Below are 14,115 nucleotides of genomic sequence, written 5' to 3' on the forward strand. Positions count from 1 at the left end.
ATGACCCAGGACACCACCGCCCACACCCGCCTGACTGTTCCGGCCGCGGACCTCCAACTCCCGGCAGACATCAGCCCCGGCCCCCCTTCTGATCGGGCCTCCCACCCCGACGTACTGCTCACGGGCGCGACCGGCTACCTGGGCGCATACCTGCTACGCGAACTGCAGAACCTCACCACGGGAACGGTCCGCTGCCTGGTCCGCGCCGCCGACGACCGAGAGGCGACCGCACGTCTGGCCGCGCGCTGTGCCGAGATGGGCGCCCCCGCCGAACAGCACGCCGTCGCCGGAGACTTCACCCAGCCGCAGCTCGGCCTCCACGACGACCGCTACCGAGAACTCGCCGACCGGACGGGCATCGTCTACCACTGCGGTGCGTCGGTGAACATGAACGACCCCTACCAACTGGCACGGATCCCCAACGTGCAAGGAACGGCCGAGGTCCTGCGCTTCGCCGCGTATGGGCGGGTCAAGGAAGTGCACCACGTCTCGACCATGGCGGTGTTCATCTCCGCCCGCTCCTGCGGGACCGACCTGATCGACGACGACAGCGCACCCTCACTGTCGTACTCGGGCACGTTCGGATACCCGGCCTCCAAATTCGTGGCCGAGGAACTGGTGCGACAGGCCGCGGTACGCGGCGTTCCCGTCGCCATCTACCGCCCTCCGTTCGTCCTGGGCGACAGCACCACCGGCATGATCACCACGGGCGAGCCGCTCAGCACCCTCATGCGTGTGTGTGTCCAGCTCCGTGCGGCCCCCGAAGACCTGCCGCACGTGCCCGTCTGCGCCGTCGACCACGCCGGCCACGCCATCGCGGCACTCGCCCAGGGCGCCGCACGAACACAGCAGCCGCACGTGTTCAATCTGCACGACCCGGCGCCGTTCCCGCTCAGCGAGGCCGTCCACGCCCTGCGTCGAGCCGGGCACGAGATTACATCCGTACCCATCGACGAATGGCTGGCGCTGCTGGCCGCCAACCGACGTGTTCAGCCCGCCCGTTCGCTGTACGCGATGTTCGACATGCTCCCCTACCTGGTCCAGGCAACCCCCGCACACAAGCTGCCCGCCCTGACGCCCTCACGGGTCACGGACCTGCTCGCCGCACGGGACATCACCGCCCCCGTGATGGACGAGGCATACCTGGCCAGGCTCACCGACTGGATGTTCCCTCCGGAAAGGACCTGACCGTGACGGCCTGGATTCCGAAGCCGCCCCCGCTCACCGCCTCGCAGCCGTCCCCACAGCCGGGAGACGCACAAGATGACGGCCCCGTCCGGCTGGAGCAGCACGGAGCTGTGGCCACCGTGACCCTGAACGACCCCGCTCACTCCAACACCCTCAGCGCGAGCATGGTGACGGGGCTGGCATCCGTGCTGACGGCCCTCTCCACGGACAGCACCATCCGCGCGGTCGTCCTCACCGGGGCGGGACGCTCCTTCTGCCTCGGTGCCCGCATCGACGACCTCGAGCAGTGCGCCCAAGGCCCCCCGGACGAGGTCGCGGCCCGGACCGAGGCACGCCTCGCCGAGCTCGCCACGGTGATCCGGTGCATCCGGTCGCTGCCGTGCCCCGTCATCGCCGCGCTCAACGGACAGGTCGCCGGGGCGGGCCTGGCCCTGGCCCTGGCCTGCGACCATCGCATCGCCACGGAACGCACCACCCTCAACCTCGCCTACAGTCGGCTCGGCGCCTCCACCGACGGCGGCGTCAGCTGGTTCCTGCCCCGCATGATCGGCCACGCCCGCGCACTGGAACTCCTCCTCGGCCACACCGTGCTGCGCGGTTCCCAGGCCCTGCAGTGGGGCCTGGTCACCACCATCGTCCCCCGCGACAGCCTGCTCACCGCCGCACACGAGCACGCCGCGTCCCTCGCCACCCTGGCACCCCACACGGTGCGGGCGGGCAAGACCCTCATCGACGCCAGCCTCACCAGTACCCTCGCGGAGCACATGAGACGCGAACACGAGCTGTTCGCCCACGGCCTGCAGACGGACGACATGTGCCGGGGCCTCGCCGCGCAACGGGAGGGAAGCGAGCCGCACTTCACAGGAGACTGACCCGACGGCGAGGGGGCAATCGCCCCCATGCCCATGTCCATGGCACGACAACCTGACGCGGTTCCTCGAACCTCTGGTGTCGCCCTATGCCCAGTCCTGGCGCGGCGCCGCCGGAGACCCTGAACCGACTGCGGTCGATCCGCCGACGGCTGCCCGAGTCGTACGAGGAACCAGCCTGGATCGGTGTGCGCTGCTCGGTCATCAAGCCGATGATCGCCAGACGCGGCGTGGCCCACGGTTCCGGACTGGGCAAGGTGCGCTGGGTGGTTGGGTGTGCCTTCGCTTGGCTGCACCGGTTCAAACGGCTCCGCACCCGCTACGAGCGACGCGCCGATCTCCATCAGGGCCGTCTCGTTCTAGCCTGCAGCCTCATCTGCCTCTGCCTCTGCCTCTGCCGTTTGCGAACCTCGCCCTGAAACGATCAGTGAATATGTACGTGCAGTTCAGGAGCCTGATCACTGCCAACTGCCGACCGGTTCATGAGCTGACGGGGCGGGCTCGAACCCCGTCATGCGCTTCGTGGCGAAGCCCCAGGCCACCGATCCCGGAGCGCTTCACAGACCCCCCGGGCCTGCCCGACAGGCCGTCTCCGGAGAGATCCCGCCCCCCCCCGCTGCGCCCAGTAGGCCGCGGCTGCATGCCGCGGAGGATGAATTCGCCGAACTCGCCCTGTCCGGACTGGACGTCAGGTAGACGCTGGCGGGTGGCGTCAGCGAGAGTGCCGCCCCTTCGCGCGTGCGGACTCCAGCCCGCCCGGGCATCGGCCGGCAGCTGCGTCTGGAGCGTGTGTCGAGTCGTGATCAACCTGCGGATTCGCCTTCGTGCTCTCAGTCGCGGGGTACTTCGATTTCCGGGGCGGGCGGTGGTGGCTTCCAGCCCGGCAGCGCCGCCTGGACGAGGTCTAGGTGCTTGTCCAGGTAGATCTCACCGCCGGCGTCGGGGAAGTCGACCAGGAGCTCATCGGTGGCCAGGCGCACCACGACTGTTCCGATGGGGTCCTCGGGATGGTCGGTTTCCTCCCGCGGCCGCACCCGGTCGCCCGGGATGAAGCGCCGCGGCCCGTCGGAGTCCTTCAGCCGCTTTGCCGCACACATGAGTTGCCGTCCCTTGTGCTTGCCTGGTCCCTCTTGACCCTTGGCCACGTAGGCGGTCTGGATGCTCTTCTGACCGATGTGCCTTCCGTGGAACGTCCGGTCGGCGTAGTCGGCCCACACGCACATCGTGCGCTTCACCGTGCTCTCCCGGAAGGGGCAGGGCTCCTGCGCCAGGCCGGTCAGGAGTGGAGAGGAACGGCACCGAAGGGGGGCATCGGCTCGGCAGCACGGCACCGGTCAGCGCGGCGCCGGTGAGGTCGCTCCAGCCGAGGTTCGCCCGGGACAGGCATGCGTCGCGCAGCACGGCGCCGCGGGCCGTCGACGGACAGAACAGTGCGCTGGACAGGTCGGCGCCGGAGAGATCGGCTCCCGACCGATCCAGGTACGTGGCGTCCAGCGTGACCTCGGCATCGGCGGTGGCCCACTGGGTCAGGACAGCAGCGGCCTCGGCGTCGGCCGGCGCCACATGCACCTGGCGTGCCGTGGTGTCGCAGGGCGTCGTCCCAGTCACGGCGACAACATTTCAGGATGCCCGTGCACTGGGTACTGGATTCCTGGGCGCTGTGGGCGTCCGGCTGCAGCGATGAACCGAGGAAGGAGGGCAGTGAACGGGACGTGGTGGCCCGTGAGGGGCGCCACAAGGACCGCAAGCGAGCTGTCGACCTCAGCCCGGTGGTCGGGCAGCTGCGGGCCTGGAGAATCGCCCAGCCCGCCGGGGCCTGGACCGCAGGTGTCCCGTGCCGCCAAGCCTTGAGCGTGCGGCCTTGAAGGTTGAGCGCCCATCCAAGTCCAATATGGGACGATTGTTCGCCACGGGCCTTGGCGCCGACAGCCAATCGCCGGCACGACGCGGGGCAGAAAGGTATATGGCTATGGGTGCCGGGGATTTCCTCAACATCGACTTGGGCGGGGGCCAGGCACCTGGCACGACTGCGGGGTGCGCTGGACCCTGCGACTGCTGCGACTACCCACAGGCGGAGCCTCCTGGTCGCAAGCAGCGTGCCCTGCGCGCGGCTCGGTCGGCAGGAATGCTGCTTGGCGCCTTTGCGCTGGTCTTCGTGATCGCTGCCACCGTCGCCGACTGGTGACACAGGCCCAGCGACGGGCAGGAGCCGGCCGCGCGGGCGTCGTAGACACCACAAACCCACCAGCTAGCGGCAGATTCTCACCGTGCCATGGCCTGGTCCATTGCCTCCATCGTGGTGCGCAGCCGGTCAGCCGCAGTGCAGGGGGCCGACGCGTCATTCTTGCCGGCTGCGGTTCCGGACACGTCGGTGCCTGCGCGCTGGGCGAGAACCAGCAGCGTGGCGAGGAACCCTTCGGAGAGGGCCGCGAGGACGGGGTGATGGGTGCGGCGGTAGTGCGCGAGCAAGGCGTGGGCGAACTCGCCCAGGACGTCAGGGGCGATGTCGCACTCGTCGTTCTCCATCGGCCCGATCCCAGAGGGCAGACCCAGCTCCGCCTCGAACACCGCTACCTGCCGAAGGAACAGCCGGGCCACCGTGTTGGACGGGTTCCACAGGGTTTCGTCACCCACACCGAAGTACTGGCTCACCGTGATGCCCGCATGATCGTCATGGCTGCGAGCGTATCCAGCAGGCCCCACCGGCGAATCAGGACCCGAGCAGCCCGCTCCCACTTCACAGCGCGGCCGATGAGTTTTTGTCTCGCGACCGGTCCAAGCCCGTGACACCTCAGGAAAGGGGACCGCCATGCCGGAGCTTCTCGTTGACTTCATCACCTCCCTCGACGGCTATGCATCAGGAGAGGGATGGCCCGGGTTCTGGGGCCTGGAGGGCCCGGAGTACCTCGCGTGGCTCGGCGAGCAGCCCGAGGCCACCTATTTGATGGGAGCAAACACCTACCGCCTGATGTCGGGCTTCGCCGCAGGCGAGGTCCCGAGTGGCCAGGACGAGTTCAGGCCCGAAGAAGAGGCGTCCGTCGACGAGCTCACACAAGCACCCAAGGTGGTGTTCTCCTCCTCCCTCGAGGAGCCACTGAAGTGGGCCAACTCCACGCTCGTCCGCGACGATGCCGTCGAGGCGGTCCGCGCCATGAAGGCGAGTGGCTCGGGCCTCCTGAGCACGATCGGCAGCCTCAGCCTGTGCCGGTCCCTGCTGCGGGCCGGACTCGTCGACCGCTTCCGAGTCGTGATGTTCCCGGTGATCACCGGGGCCACGGGTGAGGAACGCATTTACGACGGCTATCCGGACGTTGCCCTGGAGATGATCGAGCACCGCACTTTCGACGGCCGCATCCAGCTGGTCGAGTACAAGCCCCGCGTGCTCGAGCACCCCCCGCTCGGCGTCCCTGCATGACCTCACCCCGTGCGCCGGTCTGGACGGCCGCCCGGGCCAGGCCGCCCCCGGGCGTGAGCCAAGCAGCGTGAGCGGCCTTCCGCAGCGGAAGGCCGTCCGCGCTGGTACGCCGATGGCATGCCGAACGGACTGCCCCGGCGCCCTGTCACCAAGTGGATGTCGGAGCAGCGGAGTTGTCGTCAGCGTTGTCGAACAGCCGCACCACCAGTGGACGCGCCTGCTCGAGCAAGGCAAGGACAACATCGAGGAAGGCGGCATGCTCGATACTCAAGCCCCCTTGCAGCTGAGCCAAGTGGTCCACGATGTGGGCCAGGGCAGAAAGTGCCTCCTGTTCGCTCATGCGGCGCTCGGACAGACCCGACTTGAGAGATGCCAGCTCCGGCAGAACAGGCGCCGTCTGGTTGCACGACCGGTGCTCCCGCAGATACTTGGCCACCCGGTCGAGCTTGGACAGCACGTCATTGACCAGGCGGTTGTCACCGGAATCGACGTACACGGCGTAGTCGTTGCCCCCCACATTCACGAGCCGGACCGTGACGGCGGGGGCCGCGAAGTGCAGTTCGGGACGCCAGTCCTGGTGAGGCGGCTGGCTGCCCTGCTCCGGGCTGCCGCTCTGCGCGAGGAGCGCCGCGTGCCCGTCCTCGAGGTGAAGGTTCTGCTCCACGGTGGCCAGCACCGCGTCGTCGGCCGTGTCGAGCAGCGCGTCGAGCAGCGCGTCGAGCGCCGCGTCGCTGTCGAAGTCGTTCATCACTGTCCACCTCCATCAACGGGGCTGAGCAGGAGTGTCTTGAGCCGGGCGCGGGCCCGGCAGAGGTTTTGCCGCACGGCCTCCTCCGTGCTGCCGAGCGGGCAGGCTCGCGATGGCCGCGTACACGCCCGCCTCGGTCTCCTTGAACTCCACAGCGCTCAGCGGACACACCCCGCCTGGAAGATCGGGGAACTCCTGGAGCAGGTCCTCCCCGCGCGGCGGCAGCCGCAGGAACGTGCGAAAGGCCACCGTGCGCAGCCAGGCCCCGGGGAAGTCGATGCCCTCCCACTGCGGCAGCGCCTCGGCGAAGGCCGTGCGCAAGGCTGCGGCCGAGCAGTCGGATGGCTTGCCCGACGACCATGACCGTCAGTCCAGGGCGCCGGATGCCCCGTCAATGGGGCCGTCGCTCATCCGGGATGTGGCCGACCAGTCGGATGCCGATGACTCGGCCTGACTCAGGGGCTGCGCCGTGAGGCCGAAGAGGAGCTGAACCGCTCTTCGGCCTCACTGCCACGTTTCGACGACTTCGCTCGCAAGGCTCGTCCCATTCTGCTGACGGTTGCGCGCGGCTACGTTGACGATCATGCTGCGGACGACGTCGCGCAGAACGCCCTGTGGTCGATCTATAAGAGTTGGGATCGCGTCGCCCTGATGTCCTCTCCGGTGGCCTACGCGAAGGCCGCCGTGCGGCACCGCGCGATCGACTACTTGCGGCGACACCGCGACATTCCCACTGCTGACGAACTCCTGGTTCCGCTTGCCGAGCAGCGAGATGCGGAACAGCTGAACAGCGACTACGAGCTTCGCGAGATCCTGCGCCGCGCAGTTCAGCGTCTACCGTCACGCTCGGCGCAAGTCATCTGGTTGAGCCTTCGCGGCATGCTCATTCAGGAGATCGCTGACGATCTCGGCATCACGCCGAGCACGGTCAGGGTTCTGCTGCACCGCGCTCGCGTGCAACTCAAGAAGGAGATCGGCGGCTGACCCGTGTTTGCCGGACAGCCGCTGTTCCATCTCAGCGACGGGTGAGCAGTCTCACGGAAACCTGGGCACCGGCTGTGGCAGGGGCCGGTGTGGGTCAGGGGGTCACGGCGAGCAGGGCTCCGCTACTTGGAGTGGCAGGCAACTGCCAGATCCTCAAACACGCCGGCAACCTTCGCCAGGTTGGGGTTGCTCTGGGCTTCGGCGAGTTCGGGGTTCTCGTCGATCTTCTTCTGGAGCTCGGCCCGGCGTTCATGGATCTTGGGCTGGCGTTGGTCGAGCGGGGTGTCGAGGATGTCGCGCAGCTCGGTCTTCTGGTCCATGTTCATCGCGGCGAAGAGCACGGCGGCGTCAGGGTTGTCCTGGGCGGCACGGTCGATCTGCTCGTACGAGCAGTCCGTCTTCAGGAGCGGCTCAACGGGGTCGATGGCGTCCGCTGCCGCGTTCACAGCGCCCAAGAGCCCGATGCCCGCTGCGACTCCGCTGACCGTCACGGTGCGGATCGTGCGGCGCATGGTGTTGAAGTTCTTCACGCTTTAGTCCTCAAGGTCGTAAGCAGTCACAGGCCGCAGCAGCGCCCGAAGCGACTGTCTGCGCAAGAAGTACGAGCCAAGAGGCCGTGAGTCACCCTGGCTCGTCCAAACGCACCAACCACCGCCGCGCCGATGTTGGACGACTCTCTGCGTGAGCACGAAGGTGGGGGTTCGCGACACTCGCGGTGGACATGAGTGTTGATCTTGGCGGGCAGTCTGATCTTGCTTCGCGCACGACGACGCGGTGTGCGCGAGGTGGAGGTGCGGAGTGCTCATCGTCGACGCCGATGTCGTACGCGTGGAACGCCAGCTGCGGGCGGGCGAGTTGGGCTGCTCGTTGTGCGGGGCGTCTCTGGCGCCGTGGGGGCATGGTCGGCCTTTGGTGAGACGAGCTGTGATCCGTCAGGCTTCGGTGAGAGTTGCTCAAGGTTCAGTGCGACAGGACAGGTCACGGCGTCAGACATGCAGGGCAGCTCCGCGCGCCACATTCGAATGCATGAACGATATAGCGGATGCGGTGGAGGTGCCACTCACCGGCCGACCCCGGGATTCCAAGATCAAACTGCTGCTCTCCTGTCCCGGCTGCGACGGGCGCATGGCGCAGGCTCCGGCTGACGACGGGTGCCTGGTCTGCCGAGCCACCGGAGGTCGGCGGCACCAGCGTGTCTCCCCGCTCGGTGGCGCGTGGCCGGGCCGGGGGCAATACGGCAGGCCGATCAGTTCCCAGCCGTGCCGTTCGGACTCGCATGTCACCTCGCCTCAGTCGCGCAGCAGGGCGGTGAAGTTGTCGAAGTCGTCCATCCAGCTCCAGCTCCAGCGGCCGGCGGCGTGTGCGGTGAACGGCTCGCGGAGTTCCTCCAGGTGAGGTTCGGCGCGCTGCCAGGCGTGAGCCCGGGCGGCGGTCTGCTCGGGGGTGCACAGCACCAGCAGGGAGACCAAGCCCCGCCCGTTCCAGCGGGGCAGGAGCTCTGATTCCGCGCCGAGTTCATCGGCGTCGGGGCCAGCCAGATCAGGCCGTCGAGGAATGCATCGAAGAGTGCGCGCGGGGCGAGCGCGGTGGACGCGCGGGCGTTGCCCCAGGTTTCATCCGCCCCAAAGTGCGGCTTTGTAGGAGCCATGGCCGGTGCAGAACTCGTACTCGGCGCACCAGCATGTTCCCGGCCGGGTGGGTCACACCACCCCTCGGGTGAAGTCGCCCTGCTCGTCGTCGGGAAACTCCAGTGCCGCCAGGCGTCTCTCGCGGTCCAGCGGCGGGATGTCCTGGAGGTGCGCCCGCTCGACGACCAAGAACATCATGTCCAGTCCCATCTGGGCAGGTTACGAGCGGTCGGCCGAACCGGCGCGTGAATAGTCCGGGCGGCGGGTGCGCTCCGGTGCCGGGCCTGTCAGTGGCCGCTCCAGTCGTCAGTGTTCCAGTAGCCGTCGTGCCGGATGCAACCGCCGTCGCTTCCGTCGAGACCGCTTGAAGACGCAATGGGAGCAGCCCTTCTGGGCCCGACTGACGGTTCGGCAGGCGGCTGAGGTCGTCCGAACGTGTGTCGGGCATGATTTCTGCTGTGCATGAGGACGAGAAGGTGCGCGGGAGCGCGCCGTACGCGCTGACCGCGACGGAGCACGGCCATATCTGGGGCGTCTGTGCGGAGGTGGAGGGGCTGTTCGGAGAATTCCAGCGCGGGACGTATGAGTTGTTCGGCTGGGTTCCGGAGGGATCCGGCGTGCCCGCTTGGGCCGGCAGCAGGGTGTGGTTGGTGCCGGAGAACGAGGCATTCGATGCCTGGCTGCTGGAGGACGCGGAGAGTTTGGGGAAGCCCTCCGGGACGGACAGTCTGGTGCTCACCGGTCTGGACGACTACGAAGGTCCGCCCGAGGGGTACAGGGGGCGCGTTCGCGTGCACGACGGGCATCGCTGGCTGGGCTCCTGCCAGGAGTTCACCCGCATCCTGGCGCCCGAGCAGATACCTGCACCAATTGTCCTGCGAGGGCTCGCGCAGAGCGATCAGCTCAGGGCGGCCCTGACGAAGGGCACCCGGCGGGCCCTGGATCTGGAGGAGGCGGCGCTGGAGATACGAGACGGCCGAGGAGAGGTGCTCACCGATCGGCTGCTGTGGGCCACGATCAGCGCCTGGCGCCCATCCTCCTGCGGGGCGGACCTGATCGACCTGGAGCTCGACGGAGGCCGCTTCACACCGGTCCCCGAATACGCCCGGTCGATTTGGGAGCGGTGGCTTGCGGGACCACCGGCCGGCGTGAATACCTGGGCCGACCTCGACACCCGTCGCCGCGGGGCCTGGCATGACCTTGTACGCGAGCGGGCCTGCCGACGATCCCACCGTGACCGGCCAGCCGGTCACGCCTACGAACTCGACGGCCTACACATCACCGACGAACCAGCTCTCTACCTGGCGCTCGGCGAGGCGGTCAACGGACCCGGCGGCTACTTCGGCGGCTGCCTCGCCGCCCTCGACGATTGCCTGCGCGGCACCTTCGGCTACACCGCCCCCGCCACCTTGCTCTGGCGAGACGCCGCTACCGCGCGCGAGCACCTGTCCCACGCCCTGACACCGGATGGCCAGCCCTACGACCTGTTCACCGCAGTTCTTGAAACCCTGGCCGAGGGCGGCATGGACGTCACCTTGGCCTGAGCCGCTGTCCGATCGGCGCCTTCGGCGACAGTCGCATCGGGTTCGGTCCTGGAGCAGGGCTCTGTCAGACCCGTGTGCGAGCGTGGGGACATTGCCGCAGGGGCCGGAGTCGAGGGGGCATCGTGACCGTGCAGGGTGACGGCTGGGCCGGTATGGGCTGGAACTGGAAAGACCATGACGACATCCGCCGACGTCTCGACCAAGGTGCTGATCCAGAGGCGTGGGCCGGGGGTCGGCCGTTGCACCGGGCGGCGGCGTCCGGATCCCCGGAGGCCGTTGCGGAGCTGGCCCGCAGGGTTGCCGACGTGGACGCGCTGCACGACGGAGTGACGGCACTGTGGGAGGCCGTCCTGGCCCGGAAACCCGACAACGCCCGGGTCCTCGCCGCGGCCGGGGCCGATCCCTGGCGGCAGTTGATGGGCGGCTGGTCGCCGGGGCGGTTGAGCCTGGCCGGGCCGACGCCGGACGTGTTCGACGTGCCCGCCGGTGAACTCCTGACCGACGGTGAGGAAGCGGCGGCCGAGGAGGCCAGGCGCCTGACTGCGGCGCTGGGCAGCTTCCACTACGAAGGCACCGGTCTGGCCTGCGTAGCGGACATCGACGCGCGCGAAGCAGTGCGCCGCCTGGAGGCAACGCAGGCGCCGGACGAGCTCATCGCCGAAATGCTGGACGGCTTGAACGCCTACCGCATGGACGAGAGCCTGCAGATCGTCGGCGTCACATCCGTGCCCGGCGGCTGCGTCCTCACCCAGCCCTGGGGCTACGCACCCCAGATGCCGGGCGTGCAGAGTCGGCTGTCCGCCGGAACCCTCTGCTACGGCCTCTACGCCAACGCCAAGAGCGGCAACCAGGGCAGCATCGCCCGCGACGGCGCCATCGAGGGCTGGGACCTGCACCCCGGCGGCCCACCGGACGAGGACGACACCCCCGAAGAGGTCCTGGCCTCTTACCTCTACCAGTGCGACGCGGTGGCCTACGCTTGCGCCTTCGCCGGACTCCGCCTCACGGACGCCCGCGCGATCGTCGGGCCCTTCGATCTGTGGATCCAGCTGCCGCATCGCGACTACTGGGCCCACTGACTGCCCCCCGTGCGGCGGCCTCGTCCGCAAGCCCCCGAGATGAGCGTGAGCTGGACCGAGCAGGGACCGCTCTGCTCTTTGCTCCGGACCCGCATGCCGGAACGCTGGTGGTATGCCGGACGAGGGTTGCCTCCGCGATCGTCCGCCACTCCGCACGAGAGACCGACGCCGCTTGAGCCTCCCGGCCTGGCCGGCGTCGGGGGTGTAGTCAGCTGAAGAAGTCCTCGGCGTCCGGAGCAGACACGCGCATCAGGAAGCGTTCGAACATGTCGGTCTGGTCGTGGCCCAGGAAGTAGGCGCCGGACCAGTGCAGTTGGAAGAACCGGCCTGCCTCGTCGATGAGGTTCAGGCCATCCTCGATGGGGTCATAGCCGACCGGGAACAGCCGGGTGCCCAGGTGTCCGGCCAGCTCGGCGATGGCCGTGGCGTCGCCTTCGTAACCGAGCGTCGGCTCCATCACCATGACCGTGCGCGTCGCCTGGGGGTGCACCAGCCGCAGGCCACCGAAGCTGCGCAGCACATCCACCGCGGGCTCAACCGGTTGCAGCGGCGTGCCCTGACGCCGGAAGTGCGCCACCACGATGTCGACGAACTCATCAGCCTCCGCGCCGATATCCCGTCCCGGAAACCAGCCGCTGTCACACAGCCAGTCCCGCACCCCAGACGGCAGCTCGTCGATGGCCATGAGGCAGGCGTCTCCTTCGCGTGATCGCGGCACCCAGTCTCCTCCCGGGCCGTCGGCGGACCGAGGGGGTGCCGGGCGTTCACGTCTCCTCGTCGGGACAGCTCGTCAGCGCCATCCATTGGCTGGCGTCGCCGTCGCATTCGGCGAGTTCGACGCGAGCGCCATCGATGCCGTTGCTCTCACCGATCCACCGCACGTACTTGCCCTCGGCGGTCTTCTCGCCCTTCCACCACCTGGTCTGCATCCGGCGACCCCTGGGGCGATGGTGACCGGTACTCCTTCTGATCGGCTACGACGGTAGCCTCCGCGCCCCGCAAGGAAGGGCCGCACCGTGCCGTACGCGCGCACTGGCACCGCCGATGGGCTGCGTATGTGAGGACGGGCTGTGAGTGCTGTCAGTGGCTGCTGGAATGCTGTCGTCGTCCGGGAGAGCGATACCAGGAGCCGTGCATGGGAACGTGGGGAAGGGCCCGTTCGACAGCGACCTTGCCGCAGACTTCGTCGATGAACTTGAGGGCCTGCCTCCTCACAAGGTCATCCAAGTGATCGAGCGGGAACTCCAGCGAGTCACGGGCGCTGAGACTCACGTGGATGGCGCAGACGGCGTCGAAGCAGTAGCCGCTGCGGCTCTCGTCGCCAGCTCTATCCCGGACAGCCGGATTGTGATCGATCCTGACGACGGGCCCCAAGAACCGCTGCCGGAGCTTCCGTTGTCACTCCGCAGGTCGGCCGTGCCAGCTCTGCATCGCGTGCTCCCAGACGGATCGGAAATCGCAACGGGCTGAGCCCTTCCAGCGGTCTGTCGCTACCGTGACGGTCCGGTCTCGATGCCGCATCCCCCCGTGTGCGGCATCGAGACCGCGTGTCATGGTGCCGCCCGGCGGTGTCTCGGATGGTCCGGGCGGCCCGCTCTCCACGATGCCGCCTGGCTGCCCGCGCGCACGGCGAGCGCGGCCAACAGGGCGGGTCACACCGGTCAGACCCACCGGGTCGGTTCCGCAGGGTGGGCGACGCTGGCCGGGCTCGTCTCGGGTGTGTGCGCAGGACCGAGGTCCGGTCGGAGTTGCTCATGTCCCCACTGGAAAGCGCCAGTTGGGGCGGAGGGGACTTTCGGCGACACTGCGGCCATGAGGATGTCTGAGAGCTACGCGACCACGGTGGCGGCTGTCGCGCCCGTGATCATTCTTGTTGCTGCTGTCGAGCTCACTACGCACCGGGCCCGGCTTCGAGAGGTATACGTGCGAGCGGCCCGAAGCCGCGAGATCGTAGATGCCCTCTACGCCGATGGCGCCACCCCGACGCGGCAGCAGATCGAGCAGACGGAGTGCGAGTTGCGGGCACTGCGGAGGGGAGAATGGCGGCAGTACGCCGTGATCGCCTACCTGTTGGCATCCAACCTGCTGGCTGGCCTGCTCTGTCTGGCGGAGTTCTATGCGCTCGGCTGGCTGGCGCTGGAGGACCCCGGCCCTCAGCCTGGCGCGGCTCTGTTCTGCCTTCTGGCATTGCTGGTCGGGTTCATATGGGTGAGTGCGACACCCCTTCTTTGGGCGCTGGGCTCCGTCGTGCCTCTTGCTCTGCCTGCCATGCGGCCGAACCCCACCATGGCGCGGTACAGGCAGGCGGTCTTCGATCTCGACCCGGATGCAGAGGGAAGCAGGAGCCGACGGTACCTGAGGCGCCTCTTCGTACCCAGAGGTTGACCACGGTCGCTACACAAGGAAGGCCCACACGGAGGCGGGCCTGCAGATGACCACCGGCGCGCAGTCCCTCGCCCAGCGCATGTGGCCCGACTCGCCGCCATCAGCAGAACTCGCGCGAACCATCAACTGTGCAGCACCAGCAGTGGCTTGACCTGTCAACAGGCTCCCGGGGGTCCCAACCGAGCTGATCGTCGAGCGGACTGCGTCGCCTTGAGGTGAGTTTCGGGCCGACCCGAAACTCGGTGACAGGTATGTGCGGCTTCTCGAGGATGAGC

At 68.3% G+C, this 14,115-nt stretch carries 17 protein-coding genes and 2 pseudogenes; 9 read left to right on the top strand and 10 right to left on the bottom strand.

Features of this window, described 5'->3' with window-relative positions:
* The 3 genes and pseudogenes from ACQB60_RS34955 to ACQB60_RS34965 form a co-directional block, all read left to right on the top strand.
* A complete protein-coding gene (locus ACQB60_RS34955) occupies positions 1 to 1,188 on the top strand; it encodes an SDR family oxidoreductase (RefSeq protein WP_496930137.1) in 1,188 nt (395 codons plus the stop codon).
* A 110-nt stretch (positions 1,189 to 1,298) separates the two neighbouring features.
* Positions 1,299 to 2,060: an enoyl-CoA hydratase/isomerase family protein gene (locus tag ACQB60_RS34960; protein WP_496930203.1), complete on the top strand. Its 762-nt coding sequence runs from the start codon at positions 1,299 to 1,301 to the stop codon at positions 2,058 to 2,060.
* 200 nt (positions 2,061 to 2,260) lie between these two features.
* Positions 2,261 to 2,476, top strand: a pseudogene (locus tag ACQB60_RS34965) (hypothetical protein); the annotation flags it as partial.
* Positions 2,477 to 2,887: 411 nt separating this feature from the next.
* Here the strand turns inward: ACQB60_RS34965 and ACQB60_RS34970 are convergent.
* The 3 genes and pseudogenes from ACQB60_RS34970 to ACQB60_RS34980 form a co-directional block, all read right to left on the bottom strand.
* Positions 2,888 to 3,292 (bottom strand): hypothetical protein, encoded by a 405-nt coding sequence (locus ACQB60_RS34970; RefSeq protein ID WP_496930209.1) that lies wholly within the window; start codon positions 3,290 to 3,292, stop codon positions 2,888 to 2,890.
* Positions 3,293 to 3,395: 103 nt separating this feature from the next.
* A pseudogene (locus ACQB60_RS34975) lies at positions 3,396 to 3,665 on the bottom strand (pentapeptide repeat-containing protein); the annotation flags it as partial.
* Between the two features lie 654 nt (positions 3,666 to 4,319).
* On the bottom strand, positions 4,320 to 4,709 hold the full coding sequence (locus ACQB60_RS34980) for a DUF6086 family protein (protein ID WP_496930138.1): 390 nt from the start codon (positions 4,707 to 4,709) through the stop codon (positions 4,320 to 4,322).
* A 157-nt stretch (positions 4,710 to 4,866) separates the two neighbouring features.
* On the opposite strand from ACQB60_RS34980, the gene ACQB60_RS34985 reads away from it, so the two are divergent.
* Positions 4,867 to 5,472: a dihydrofolate reductase family protein gene (locus tag ACQB60_RS34985; RefSeq protein ID WP_496930139.1), complete on the top strand. Its 606-nt coding sequence runs from the start codon at positions 4,867 to 4,869 to the stop codon at positions 5,470 to 5,472.
* A 145-nt stretch (positions 5,473 to 5,617) separates the two neighbouring features.
* On the opposite strand, the gene ACQB60_RS34990 is transcribed toward ACQB60_RS34985, so the two are convergent.
* Positions 5,618 to 6,220 carry a hypothetical protein gene (locus ACQB60_RS34990; protein ID WP_496930140.1) on the bottom strand — a complete coding sequence of 201 codons (603 nt, stop codon included), beginning with the start codon at positions 6,218 to 6,220 and terminating at the stop codon, positions 5,618 to 5,620.
* Positions 6,221 to 6,235: 15 nt separating this feature from the next.
* Positions 6,236 to 6,541 carry a hypothetical protein gene (locus ACQB60_RS34995; RefSeq protein ID WP_496930141.1) on the bottom strand — a complete coding sequence of 102 codons (306 nt, stop codon included), beginning with the start codon at positions 6,539 to 6,541 and terminating at the stop codon, positions 6,236 to 6,238.
* 186 nt (positions 6,542 to 6,727) lie between these two features.
* Here ACQB60_RS34995 and ACQB60_RS35000 point away from each other — a divergent pair, with 186 nt between their 5' ends.
* A complete protein-coding gene (locus ACQB60_RS35000) occupies positions 6,728 to 7,204 on the top strand; it encodes a sigma-70 family RNA polymerase sigma factor (protein ID WP_496930204.1) in 477 nt (158 codons plus the stop codon).
* Between the two features lie 122 nt (positions 7,205 to 7,326).
* Here the strand turns inward: ACQB60_RS35000 and ACQB60_RS35005 are convergent, their stop codons facing one another.
* From ACQB60_RS35005 to ACQB60_RS35015, 3 genes are all read right to left on the bottom strand, one after another.
* Entirely contained in the window at positions 7,327 to 7,734 is a 408-nt protein-coding gene (locus ACQB60_RS35005) for a hemophore-related protein (protein WP_496930142.1), read from the bottom strand.
* A gap of 759 nt (positions 7,735 to 8,493) precedes the next feature.
* Complete coding sequence (locus tag ACQB60_RS35010) at positions 8,494 to 8,673, bottom strand: hypothetical protein (RefSeq protein WP_496930143.1); 180 nt, start codon at positions 8,671 to 8,673, stop codon at positions 8,494 to 8,496.
* A gap of 231 nt (positions 8,674 to 8,904) precedes the next feature.
* Positions 8,905 to 9,042: a hypothetical protein gene (locus tag ACQB60_RS35015; protein ID WP_496930144.1), complete on the bottom strand. Its 138-nt coding sequence runs from the start codon at positions 9,040 to 9,042 to the stop codon at positions 8,905 to 8,907.
* Positions 9,043 to 9,278: 236 nt separating this feature from the next.
* On the opposite strand from ACQB60_RS35015, the gene ACQB60_RS35020 reads away from it, so the two are divergent.
* Both ACQB60_RS35020 and ACQB60_RS35025 read left to right on the top strand, forming a co-directional pair.
* Positions 9,279 to 10,376 carry a barstar family protein gene (locus ACQB60_RS35020; RefSeq protein ID WP_496930145.1) on the top strand — a complete coding sequence of 366 codons (1,098 nt, stop codon included), beginning with the start codon at positions 9,279 to 9,281 and terminating at the stop codon, positions 10,374 to 10,376.
* Positions 10,377 to 10,498: 122 nt separating this feature from the next.
* Positions 10,499 to 11,455, top strand: coding sequence for an ankyrin repeat domain-containing protein (locus ACQB60_RS35025; protein ID WP_496930146.1), 957 nt, complete (start codon positions 10,499 to 10,501; stop codon positions 11,453 to 11,455).
* A 208-nt stretch (positions 11,456 to 11,663) separates the two neighbouring features.
* Here the strand turns inward: ACQB60_RS35025 and ACQB60_RS35030 are convergent, their stop codons facing one another.
* Entirely contained in the window at positions 11,664 to 12,140 is a 477-nt protein-coding gene (locus tag ACQB60_RS35030) for an SUKH-3 domain-containing protein (protein ID WP_496930147.1), read from the bottom strand.
* A gap of 79 nt (positions 12,141 to 12,219) precedes the next feature.
* Positions 12,220 to 12,384 carry a hypothetical protein gene (locus ACQB60_RS35035; RefSeq protein WP_496930148.1) on the bottom strand — a complete coding sequence of 55 codons (165 nt, stop codon included), beginning with the start codon at positions 12,382 to 12,384 and terminating at the stop codon, positions 12,220 to 12,222.
* 166 nt (positions 12,385 to 12,550) lie between these two features.
* On the opposite strand from ACQB60_RS35035, the gene ACQB60_RS35040 reads away from it, so the two are divergent.
* Positions 12,551 to 12,925: a DUF4259 domain-containing protein gene (locus ACQB60_RS35040; protein WP_496930205.1), complete on the top strand. Its 375-nt coding sequence runs from the start codon at positions 12,551 to 12,553 to the stop codon at positions 12,923 to 12,925.
* Between the two features lie 342 nt (positions 12,926 to 13,267).
* Positions 13,268 to 13,840, top strand: a complete 573-nt coding sequence (locus ACQB60_RS35045) for a hypothetical protein (RefSeq protein ID WP_496930149.1) — start codon at positions 13,268 to 13,270, stop codon at positions 13,838 to 13,840.
* Positions 13,841 to 14,115: the final 275 nt, after the last annotated feature.

The sequence above is a fragment of the Streptomyces odontotermitis genome (assembly GCF_050510915.1).
Classification (GTDB): Bacteria; Actinomycetota; Actinomycetes; order Streptomycetales; family Streptomycetaceae; genus Streptomyces.

Excerpts from the sequence above, each read along its gene's own strand:
- ACQB60_RS35015 (WP_496930144.1), bottom strand. The coding sequence starts at position 9,042 with ATGGGACTGGACATGATGTTCTTGGTCGTCGAGCGGGCGCACCTCCAG.
- ACQB60_RS34955 (WP_496930137.1), top strand. The coding sequence starts at position 1 with ATGACCCAGGACACCACCGCCCACACCCGCCTGACTGTTCCGGCCGCG.
- ACQB60_RS35045 (WP_496930149.1), top strand. The coding sequence starts at position 13,268 with ATGAGGATGTCTGAGAGCTACGCGACCACGGTGGCGGCTGTCGCGCCC.
- ACQB60_RS35040 (WP_496930205.1), top strand. The coding sequence starts at position 12,551 with ATGCTGTCGTCGTCCGGGAGAGCGATACCAGGAGCCGTGCATGGGAAC.
- ACQB60_RS35035 (WP_496930148.1), bottom strand. The coding sequence starts at position 12,384 with ATGCAGACCAGGTGGTGGAAGGGCGAGAAGACCGCCGAGGGCAAGTAC.
- ACQB60_RS35020 (WP_496930145.1), top strand. The coding sequence starts at position 9,279 with ATGATTTCTGCTGTGCATGAGGACGAGAAGGTGCGCGGGAGCGCGCCG.
- ACQB60_RS34990 (WP_496930140.1), bottom strand. The coding sequence starts at position 6,220 with ATGAACGACTTCGACAGCGACGCGGCGCTCGACGCGCTGCTCGACGCG.
- ACQB60_RS34985 (WP_496930139.1), top strand. The coding sequence starts at position 4,867 with ATGCCGGAGCTTCTCGTTGACTTCATCACCTCCCTCGACGGCTATGCA.
- ACQB60_RS35030 (WP_496930147.1), bottom strand. The coding sequence starts at position 12,140 with ATGGCCATCGACGAGCTGCCGTCTGGGGTGCGGGACTGGCTGTGTGAC.